This window comes from Zavarzinella formosa DSM 19928, from assembly GCF_000255705.1.
GTDB lineage: Bacteria > Planctomycetota > Planctomycetia > Gemmatales > Gemmataceae > Zavarzinella > Zavarzinella formosa.
On the sequence record NZ_JH636440.1, the window covers coordinates 376273 to 385444 of the forward strand.

The window sequence follows — 9172 nt, forward strand, 5'->3', positions numbered from 1 at the left end:
ACGGGGTTCGCGGGGGCGGGCTTCGTTGACCGTCAGCGGCCGGCCCATGAATTCGGAGGTGTTCAGCGCGGCCACCGCCGCCGCCGCTTCCGATTCGGTCGGCATTTCGACGAAACCGAAACCGCGGGAGCGGCCGGTTTCACGGTCGAAGATCACCTGCGCCCGGGCGACCGTGCCGTGCTGGCTGAAGAGTTGCACCAGGTCCTCGTTGGTGCATGTCCAACTGAGGTTGCCCACATAAATGTTCACCATCGTCACACCTTCTCCGGGTGGTCCCGCAGAGACCATCCCCTGTGCCTCCGCCGACTTCTTTAATGTCAGGCGGCAGGCTCCGTCCAGAAATCAGAAAATAACACAAACCGGTTGGCAGACCGCACCGGCGGGGGCGTTGGTCGTTCGCGGCGATTGCTCGCGCGAAATCGAGTCTGCAATAGGGAGGGAGATAACAAGATCACCAAAATGGGAAACCGTCGTCTCAACCTGACCAAAGTGTGCCGATTCAAGAATCATCAACCACTCGTACCAGGAACCTAACCCTTTCACGAAAAATCATACCGCAGGTAAATTTCACTGCAAGCGGTTTTTTCCGGTCATTAACAGAATTTTTAGAAACTTCGTTTTTCAGTCTGGCCGCCTCTAAAATCATCGAAATGACGAACTGGATCCTCCTTGTTGTCGCTGGCTTGCTTGAAGTCGGCTGGGCCATCGGCCTCCACTATACAGAAGGCTTTACGAAGCCCTGGCCGACCGTGCTGACGGTCATCGGCATGATCGCCAGCGTGTTCTGTCTGGCCCTCGCCGTCCGCACGATCCCGCTCGGCACCGGCTATGCCATCTGGACCGGAATCGGCGCCGTCGGGGCGGTGTCTCTTTCCATCTATCTGTTCAACGAATCGGCCTCCCCTTCCAAACTGATTTTCATGGCGATCATCATGCTGGGAATTCTGGGCCTGAAGATGTCTTCCGATCATTGAGCTGAGAAGAGAGAAGACAGAAGAAGTATCTCTCGCAAAGCCGCAAAGACACAAAGAAGACAAATGAAAAATGTCTTGTTCTCTCTCTTCTTCGTGTCTTTGCGGCTTTGCGAGAGATACTTCTTCTGTCTTCTCTGCAACTTGGCGAGAAGTCTTCTTCAATAAAAAAGAAACCATGTCTGAAACTGAACGACCGATTTTGAACCGCAGCGAACCCCGGCCACGCGGGCCGCGCCGGTTTCGGCCCACGTACATTTCGTTCGCGGGAACCTTCCAGTGCAACCTCACCTGTCCGCATTGTTGCGTCCCCATTGAATGGGAAGACTACCTCGACATCCCCACGGCCATCCGGTTTCTCGAACAGGCGCATGAGGCAGGCATCCGCACCCTCGGCTTCACCGGGGGCGAGCCGTTTGTCTACCCGGAGTTTGTGATTGCCGTCTCCAAGCGGGCGGCCGAACTGGGGATGCGCTTCGACAAAGTGCAGACCAACGGAGTCTGGTTCACGGACGAGAAGCAGCTTTACAAAGTTCTTCGCGGTCTGAAACGCGCGGGCTTCAACGGCAAACTCGGCCTGAGCGTGGACAAGTTTCACGGCATCAAGACCGCGAAGCTCGCCGAGTTCTGCCGGGCGGGCCGGAAGATCTTCGACCGCGATAATGTGATCTCGCTTTCCTATGCGAGCCGGTCTCCCGAAGAGGGTCTGGACCCCATCCGCAAACTGGCGACGGAACTGGATGCGGTCATCGACTGGTCGCCGCTGTTGCATCGCTACCTGCTGGTCGCCCCCGACTTCACGATGACGCTCAACTGGAACCATCTGGCCGCCGTCGAACGGGCCGAGAAACTACCCGGCGATTCTTGGGATGGCGAATGGTTCAAAGAAGATTACTGCGAAGGCCCCGGCCAAGCCCTCATTGTGAACCCGAAGGGAGACGTGAAACCCTGCTGCGGCTTCGCCAGCGATCTCGACCAACTGACCATCGGCAACATCTATACGGACAGCGTCGAGCAGGTCATCAAGCAAGGCCGCGCCCACCCGGTGGTGGGGAAGATTTTCAGCAAAGGTCTCTCGGCCATCCGCGATGAGATTCTGGAACGCGACCCCGAAGCCCTGCCGGGGAAGACGAGCAACCATTGTTTCTTCTGCTGGTTCATGCTGACCCGCGGACTCGCCAACGGCGTCAACGGCGGCGGCGGCCAAGTCGGCGCCTGGACGGGAGAGCGGCCGAATCACTCGGGGACTCTTTTGGAATTGGGTGTGAAGGCCCGGAAGAAAACCGTTTAAGATTTGGGATCGCCTGCCTCGAATCGATTTCCGTCAGAGGTAGTTGCGTAAGCGACGCCCTAACTTCCCGAGTCGTGTCGCTTCTCTTGAAATCTGCTCATTTTCCAGCCCAAGTTTGGGTGTAACTTGCGCAGCCGCCTTTGACTGACTTGGGTTGCAAAGCCAAATATGTCGATCCCCCCAATCTACCCATCTTCAATGCCGGGGGCCAAAGCGGCGGGCTCCTCGGAATGATCGAATCACATCCTTGAGACGAGTCGGTGTGCCATCATCCCCGATGGATGGATCAGAGAGACCTCCGAAAATCGGGCCGACTTGGGCGTGGCCTGAACTGGTATTTTGAATTTGCACGATCGCCAGGCCCTGAGCGTGGGCGTTGGCCGGAACGTCCGCCGGAGAGAAGATGACCGGGGCCAGCGGTTCGCTGACAGTGCCGTCGCGGGCGATTCGCAGCGTATGGAGTTGATTGCCTTGCGGAAACGCCGGGTCGGTCGATTGAGTAATGGCAAACAAGTATCGCCCGGTAGGGTCGAGGGCGATTTCAAAGGAGTTTGTTCGCGGGCCGCCTGCTGTGCCGCGCGGGCCGCCGAGGGGAAGCTCTTGAATTTGAACCGGGTTCAGCGGGTCGGCCAGGGAGAACACCGTCACGGAATCGGTTGCCGTGTTGGAGACATACAATGTTCGCCCGTCTTTGCTCACCACACACCAGCAAGGGGCGGCCCCTGTGTCGGCGACCGGCGCGACGTAGTTCGTCCCGCCGGTTTCGTCATAGGAAAAGACACCCACTTGGGAGGAAGATGCAAACCCGGTGTAAATGATGTTCAACGTCGGGTGACTCGCCGCCCCCAACAACACGGGAGCCTTGTCCCCGGCGCTGGCCGGACCGCCCGGAGCGGCGGTCAGCGTGCCATCGGGGTGAATCCGAAAGGTACTCACCGTGTTTCCGCCGGGAACCCCGGCCAGAGTCGCGGCTTCGACAAACAGGAATCGCTTGTCCGGCGAGACGAGGGTTTGCGTCACAAATGTGCCCACAGGGAAATTGACCGCCGAGCCGGGAATCAGGGTGATTGTCCCGTCCCGATTGATGTTGAACGCAGTCACGTTGGGAGTGGTCGTTCCCGGATGGCCCTGGCTGGCGTCGCCGCGATTGGCGACATAGAGGATGTTGCCGGCCAAGCCGATGCTGTCCGGTTGATCTCCTCCTGAGGAGAACGTGCCAATAAGTTGCAGCGATCCTTTCCCCAAAATTCGGAATGCAGAAATATTGTCGCTGCCTTCGTTCACCGCATAAACGAACTTGCCATCGGCGCTCGCCTGCACTTCTTGGTCCCCGTCATCTGGGCCGACGATTTTGGGCACGTTGATCTGGCCGGTGCCGCCGGTGGCATAGGAACCGAGGCGGGTAAGATCTCCGGTGGCGGCATCACGCCGAAAGGCCAGCACCGCATTCAGGCCGTCTTGGGGGTTGTTCGTTTCGGTGTAGACAATCGCCGTGTCGTTCGCGCCGGGAGCACAAGGCCCGCATGAATTCAGAGCGGCGGGCATCGCCCGTTCGTCAAGTGATTGCACGTTAAGCAGGGTGCGTTTTGATCGGGAAGTTTGCGAGGCTGATCGCATCCATGTCATGAGAGTGTCTCCTTGATTGCGGTTGGTACTCGACCGGGGGTCCGTCCCTTGGGTCGTTTGCCGTTGGTCGCTCTCATTCGACCAACCTTACACGCCGCCAATAAAATCGTTTCAGCCGAAGCAGTCCGCCACAACGACAGGCAAATCCCGAATGCAAAAATCAGGAAAATGATGAGGGTTTTGTAAGGTGGCTTCCTTGGTTTCGACCAATAAGCGTTCCTGAAATCACGTCCTGGAAACACCGCCGGACCTTGAGGACAAATGATGACCGGACCGGAGACGACAGGGAGCGACCCCGTTCAAGAACTGATCGATCCGCAACAGTGGGTCGATCAGCATGGCGACTACCTGTTTCGGTACGCGCTTCATTTGGTGCGACGGGCCGACGTGGCCGAAGATCTGGTGCAGGACACCTTGCTCGCCGCCTGGCGCGGCCGGGAGCGTTATGCCGGAGCGGCGAAGGAACGTAGCTGGCTCACGGCCATCCTGAAGCGAAAAGTCATTGACTGGCTGCGCCAGACCGTGCGCGAGCGAAATCATCTGGCCGAGATTGGCGCCGACGAACCGACCGACGACATGTTCAACGGGGCGGGCAAATGGCGGAACAAACTAAAACGCTGGATGTCCGGCAGTCCCGCCGAGGATGTCGAGCGGATAGAATTTTGGACCGTGATCCAAGGATGCGCGAACAAACTCCCCTCGCGTCTTCGTGAGGTGTTCGTGCTGTGGCATCTTGAAGAACAGACTGGCAAAGAAATTTGTTAGATCGTGGATATTACCCAAGCGAACCTCTGGGTGTTGCTGCACCGCGCCCGACTGCGCATGTGGCAATGCCTGACAATCAACTGGTATGGCCTGGAAGCTCCCGGCACGAAGGGCGGATAAGAACATGATTCTCTTTTCCTGTCGGCGGGCGGCCGAACTCACCTCCAAAGAACTCGACACCCCGCTCCGCGTGGACGAACGAGTCGCCTTGGCCGCCCATCGTCTGATGTGCGCCGCCTGCTGCCGGTTCCGGTCACAACTGGGGGAAATCAACCAAGTGTTGGACAAATTTGTGACGATGCCGCCAAAAATTGATTCGGATTCGACCGGCATGGCTGACGAATCGAAAATACGAATCAAAGATTCACTCCGGGCGGCCCTGGCCGGAGAGGCCGACACGCAACCGGACGGCGGATGATTCAACCCTTCTTGAACCACGACCAAATTGATCGTTTGACGCGGGCGAATTTTTCCATCTTTAGTTCCCACGCGTCAAATTGATCAAATCGCTTTCCCAAAAATCTTCGCGACAGTTCAAAGACGAATTCTTCCCCGACACAATCTTCCGAGAACTCTTCCACTTCGCCGTTGATCTCGGTGGGATAAACTCGCTGCCCATCTTTCATGATGCTTTTGGCAAACAACATCTGTTCCTCGGGCAAGGGTTCGCCTTTGTCGAGAAACACACCGGCGTCTGAGCTGCCGGCCCGGACCCGGAGAAGTTTTCCATTCTCGTAGATGGCATAGCCATACAGGTTGACGACGCTGTGCAAGACCATCGCCATCATCCGGGCGTTTGGCAGGCAGTCAGCGAGATGGAGAATGAGTGAGGGTGTCTTTTCGGAAATGCAAACGGCGGCCACTTCTTCCGATCCCAAAACAATCGCCCCGTCGTAGGCTCCGACATAGAGGCTATCGTCTTGCGGATAGATTCCTTCGTCGAAGGTTGACGGCCCGACTCGCTCAAAAGCCCCCATGCCCAATTGCCGGATGATCTCATCAGCCCGTTGGGGATCATGTGCCGGCAGAGCGCCGAGGTAACCATCCTCGCGGTTGCTGGCGAGAATGCAGGATGCCTTCCAGCCCATGATTGTCTCCGATGCTTCACTTCGACAAATGACAAGAGCCTCGTTGTTTTCGCAACGAGGCTCTTTTTGGTTATCTCATCAGTTGATGACTCACGAGATCTTACTTAATCAACTGCCGCAACACATACGGCAAGATGCCGCCGTGTTCGTAGTAAAGCACTTCTTGCGGCGTATCGACCCGCATCAATGCCTCGAAACTCTTGTCCCCGGCTTTCACAGTGATGTGAACTTTGCCGGAACCGACTTTGCCGAGGGCGGCTTTGATGCCAGTGATCTCGTACACTTCTTCGCCGGTGAGGCCAAGAGATTGGGCATTTTCGCCGGCCTTGAATTGCAACGGCAGAACACCCATGCCGACGAGGTTGCTGCGGTGAATTCGCTCGTAACTCTCGGCCACGACTGCCCGCACGCCCAGAAGTTTGGTTCCCTTCGCGGCCCAGTCACGGGACGAACCGGAGCCGTATTCCTTGCCGGCCAGGATCACCAGCGGGGTGCCTTCCTTCTGGTATTGCATGGAGGCATCGAAGATGGACATGTCGGCCCCGTCCGGCAGGTGACGGGTGACGCCCCCTTCGACACCGGGGACCAGCAGGTTCTTCAAGCGGACGTTGGCGAAGGTGCCGCGCATCATCACGTCGTGGTGGCCGCGACGGGCCCCGTACTGGTTGAAGTCCTTCTGAAGCACCCCGTTGCCGATCAAATACTTCCCGGCCGGGCTATCCTTCTTGATGTTCCCGGCGGGGGAGATATGGTCCGTCGTGATGCTGTCGCCGAGCAAGGCCAGCACGCGGGCGGCGGTGATGTCCGTCACGGCGGCGGGCGTCTTGGCCATTCCCTTGAAGTACGGCGGGTTGGCGATGTAGGTGCTCTTCGCCTCCCACTGATAGAGATTGCCGGTGGGAACCTTGAGGGCCTGCCAGTGTTCGTCCCCCTCGTAGACCTTGCCGTAAATCTTCTCGAACTGCTCGCGGCGAAGATGCTGGTGAACCGTGTCGGACACTTCCTTTTGGCTCGGCCAAATGTCTTTCAGGAAGACCGCCTTGCCGTCGCGCGTGGTGCCAACAGGTTCGACATCCCAATCGATGTCCACCCGGCCGGCGAGGGCATAGGCCACGACGAGCGGCGGGCTGGCAAGGTAGTTCGCCCGCACTTCCGCATGAACCCGGCCCTCGAAGTTCCGGTTCCCGGACAGCACCGAGGCGACCACCAAACTGTTGTCCGTCACTTGCTTGGAAACGGACTCCGGCAAGGGGCCGCTGTTGCCGATGCAGGTCGTGCAGCCATAACCGACGACGTGGAATTTCAGGTCTTCCAGCGGCTTGAGCAAACCGGCTTCCGTCAGATAATCGGTGACGACTTTGGAGCCGGGGGCCAGCGAGGTCTTCACCCACGGCTTGCTGTGCAACCCTTTGGCAACGGCGTTGCGGGCCAACAATCCGGCGGCGACCAGCACATATGGGTTCGAGGTGTTCGTACAGCTTGTGATGGCCGCGATCACCACGGAACCGTCCACCAAGGTGTTCGGCGCCAGTTGAACGGCGGTGACGGCCGAACCGGCTCCGAGTTCCAGCGGAATCATCGACGGCGGCGTGACGTTCAACGGCTTCTTTGCGGCGACGGCGGCGGCCTTCATCTTCGGCAACACTTCGCCGAACGACTTTTTCATGTCCTTGAGCGTCACGCGATCTTGCGGCCGGGCCGGGCCGGCGAGGCTCGGCACCACGGTCGAGAGGTCGAGTTCCAAGGTGTCCGTGTAGGTGGCCGCCGGGGTGTCCTTGGTATGGAAGAGGCCCTGTTCCTTGTAATAGGCTTCGACGAGTTGAACCAACTCCTCGGGCCGACCGGTGGACCGCAGGAATTTGAGCGTCTCGGCATCCACCGGGAAGATGCCGCAAGTGGCGCCGTATTCAGGGGCCATGTTGGCGATCGTCGCCCGATCGGCCAGCGGCAGTTCCGCGAGACCTTCGCCGAAGAATTCGACAAACTTCCCGACGACGCCCTTCTTGCGGAGCATTTGGGTGACGGTCAGCACTAAGTCGGTGGCCGTCGTCCCTTGCGGCAGTTTGCCGCTCAGGCGGAAACCGACGACCTGCGGAATCAACATGGTAACCGGCTGGCCGAGCATGGCGGCCTCGGCCTCAATGCCGCCAACGCCCCAGCCCAGCACCCCGACACCGTTGATCATGGTCGTGTGCGAATCGGTGCCCACCAACGTGTCGGGATAGGCGACCTTTTGGTCATCCACGAAGACCACGCGGGCCAGGTATTCCAGGTTGACTTGGTGGACAATACCGGTTTCCGGGGGAACCACTTTGAAGTTGCGGAACGCGGTCTGCCCCCATCGGAGGAAGACGTAACGCTCGTGGTTTCGCTCGTATTCGAGTTTGGTGTTGTTTTCGAAGGCCGAGGGAGTGCCGAAATCGTCCACTTGAACTGAATGGTCGATGACAAGTTCGCAAGGAATTAACGGATTGATCTTCGCCGGGTCGCCGCCGAGGGCGTTCATCGCGTCGCGCATGGCCGCCAGGTCAACGATGGCGGGGACGCCGGTGAAATCCTGAAGCAACACACGGGCGGGGCTGAAGCCGATTTCCGCGTCCGGCTCGGCTTTGGGGTCCCATTTGGCGATCGCCTCGATGTCCTTGGGAAACACGGACAATCCGTTTTCCGTGCGAAGCAGGTTTTCGAGAAGGATTTTGAGCGAATAGGGAAGCTTCGCCGCCTGCGGAAACTTCTGTTCGACCGCCGACAGGCGATAGATGGTGTATGGTGTGCCGCCGACGGTCAGCGTGGCACGACTGCCGAAGCTGTTGCCCATTGCGAACGATCCTTTGCTGCGGGAACTCGAATTGAAACCTTCTTTCTATTGTGCGAGCCGGACCCGCTTAGGAAAGGACTTCACCAAGGATGGGGGTGAAGGATGAAGAGCAAAGGGAAAACCGATGAGCAAATGTCAGAGTCAATCTGGCGAAACTGATCCGATTTCCGGGCTTGTAAGGAATCTTGTGTCAGGGGAGTGGAACGGGTATTACCCATCCTCTTTCTTTGACGGAGATTACGCATGGACGCGATCTTGAAATCCCAAGCCGAGCAACTGGCGCGGGACATGGCCGCGCAGGCCACGACGATTGACGACCTCAACGCCCTGATGCGGACGATGATGAAGTCGGCCCTCGAACGGATGCTCAACACCGAGATGGATGTTCATCTCGGACGCCGGCCAACCCCGGCGTTGGCGGCCGGTCCCGTCGAACCCGCCGCTGTTCCCGACGATGCCAAACCGGCGGCCAAAAATCGTCGCAACGGACATTCCCGCAAGACGGTCGGCGGTGATATGGGGGAGTTCACGCTCCAGACCCCGCGTGACCGGCGGGGCACCTTCGAGCCGCAGGTGATCGCCAAACACCAACGCCGCCTGGACGGGTTCGACG

9 protein-coding genes are annotated in these 9172 nt (G+C 58.7%); 5 read left to right on the forward strand and 4 right to left on the reverse strand.

What is annotated here, in order from left to right; all coding sequences use genetic code 11:
* The coding region (locus BGIM_RS62805; RefSeq protein WP_162136259.1) for an RNA recognition motif domain-containing protein at positions 1-249 on the reverse strand (249 nt) is incomplete at its 3' end.
* Between the two features lie 401 nt (positions 250-650).
* On the opposite strand from BGIM_RS62805, the gene BGIM_RS0112380 reads away from it, so the two are divergent.
* Together BGIM_RS0112380 and BGIM_RS0112385 are read left to right on the forward strand one after the other, a co-directional pair.
* Complete coding sequence (locus BGIM_RS0112380; RefSeq protein WP_020470088.1) at positions 651-974, forward strand: DMT family transporter; 324 nt, start codon at positions 651-653, stop codon at positions 972-974.
* Positions 975-1149: 175 nt separating this feature from the next.
* Positions 1150-2262, forward strand: coding sequence for a radical SAM protein (locus tag BGIM_RS0112385; RefSeq protein ID WP_020470089.1), 1113 nt, complete (start codon positions 1150-1152; stop codon positions 2260-2262).
* A gap of 195 nt (positions 2263-2457) precedes the next feature.
* Here the strand turns inward: BGIM_RS0112385 and BGIM_RS0112390 are convergent, their stop codons facing one another.
* Complete coding sequence (locus BGIM_RS0112390; protein ID WP_020470090.1) at positions 2458-3888, reverse strand: lactonase family protein; 1431 nt, start codon at positions 3886-3888, stop codon at positions 2458-2460.
* Between the two features lie 261 nt (positions 3889-4149).
* Between BGIM_RS0112390 and BGIM_RS50050 the strand changes: the two genes are divergently transcribed.
* Both BGIM_RS50050 and BGIM_RS50055 read left to right on the forward strand, forming a co-directional pair.
* Entirely contained in the window at positions 4150-4653 is a 504-nt protein-coding gene (locus BGIM_RS50050; RefSeq protein WP_020470091.1) for a sigma-70 family RNA polymerase sigma factor, read from the forward strand.
* A gap of 124 nt (positions 4654-4777) precedes the next feature.
* Positions 4778-5071, forward strand: a complete 294-nt coding sequence (locus BGIM_RS50055; RefSeq protein ID WP_020470092.1) for a hypothetical protein — start codon at positions 4778-4780, stop codon at positions 5069-5071.
* Position 5072: 1 nt separating this feature from the next.
* Here BGIM_RS50055 and BGIM_RS0112405 read toward each other — a convergent pair whose 3' ends face one another.
* Positions 5073-5741, reverse strand: a complete 669-nt coding sequence (locus tag BGIM_RS0112405) for a DUF6928 family protein (protein ID WP_020470093.1) — start codon at positions 5739-5741, stop codon at positions 5073-5075.
* A gap of 100 nt (positions 5742-5841) precedes the next feature.
* Positions 5842-8559, reverse strand: coding sequence for an aconitate hydratase AcnA (gene acnA / locus BGIM_RS0112410; protein WP_020470094.1), 2718 nt, complete (start codon positions 8557-8559; stop codon positions 5842-5844).
* Positions 8560-8802: 243 nt separating this feature from the next.
* Between acnA and BGIM_RS67085 the strand changes: the two genes are divergently transcribed.
* The coding region (locus BGIM_RS67085) for a transposase (RefSeq protein WP_238537615.1) at positions 8803-9172 on the forward strand (370 nt) is incomplete at its 3' end.

Excerpts from the sequence above, each read along its gene's own strand:
- BGIM_RS0112380 (WP_020470088.1), top strand. The coding sequence starts at position 651 with ATGACGAACTGGATCCTCCTTGTTGTCGCTGGCTTGCTTGAAGTCGGC.
- BGIM_RS0112385 (WP_020470089.1), top strand. The coding sequence starts at position 1,150 with ATGTCTGAAACTGAACGACCGATTTTGAACCGCAGCGAACCCCGGCCA.
- BGIM_RS0112390 (WP_020470090.1), bottom strand. The coding sequence starts at position 3,888 with ATGACATGGATGCGATCAGCCTCGCAAACTTCCCGATCAAAACGCACC.
- BGIM_RS50050 (WP_020470091.1), top strand. The coding sequence starts at position 4,150 with ATGATGACCGGACCGGAGACGACAGGGAGCGACCCCGTTCAAGAACTG.
- BGIM_RS50055 (WP_020470092.1), top strand. The coding sequence starts at position 4,778 with ATGATTCTCTTTTCCTGTCGGCGGGCGGCCGAACTCACCTCCAAAGAA.
- BGIM_RS0112405 (WP_020470093.1), bottom strand. The coding sequence starts at position 5,741 with ATGGGCTGGAAGGCATCCTGCATTCTCGCCAGCAACCGCGAGGATGGT.
- acnA (WP_020470094.1), bottom strand. The coding sequence starts at position 8,559 with ATGGGCAACAGCTTCGGCAGTCGTGCCACGCTGACCGTCGGCGGCACA.